Here is a 370-nt window from a genome sequence, read left to right as displayed (position 1 = left end):
TTTGATTTGAGAAATATAATCCTTTACCGTAGAGTATCCCACCTTTACTCCTTCTTCTTGCATCTTTTCATGCATCCTTACTCCGGAGAGATTTTCTTCTAACCATTCTAAGATCTGTTCCTTATGGTAATCCAATATCCGGGGATGGGGTTTCTTGGCAAGATATTCTTTCCCTGCTTCTATCTCTTTTATTCTTTTAGCCACTGTCTTCCAATCATGGCCAGTCATTTTGGCGATTAATGATTTATTCTTATGTTTTTCCCAAAGTGATTTTATAGTTATATACATTGCTACTCCTATCATTTTTTTCTACCTCCCTTTAAGTTAAATTATAACTTAAGAGAGGTATTATTTTATAGATATAACTAGG

General features: G+C 33.8%; 1 protein-coding gene. It reads right to left on the bottom strand.

Annotated features, from left to right (window positions below):
• A partial coding sequence (locus COZ07_RS04885; RefSeq protein ID WP_406607465.1) for a hypothetical protein occupies window positions 1-303 on the bottom strand: 303 nt, incomplete at its 3' end.
• Window positions 304-370: the final 67 nt, after the last annotated feature.

Origin of the sequence: Candidatus Infernicultor aquiphilus (assembly GCF_002784285.1) — a bacterium.
Lineage (GTDB): Bacteria > Atribacterota > Phoenicimicrobiia > Phoenicimicrobiales > Phoenicimicrobiaceae > Infernicultor > Infernicultor aquiphilus.
The sequence above is the reverse complement of the archived record's forward strand: the minus strand, read 5'-3'. Positions and strand labels throughout refer to the sequence as shown.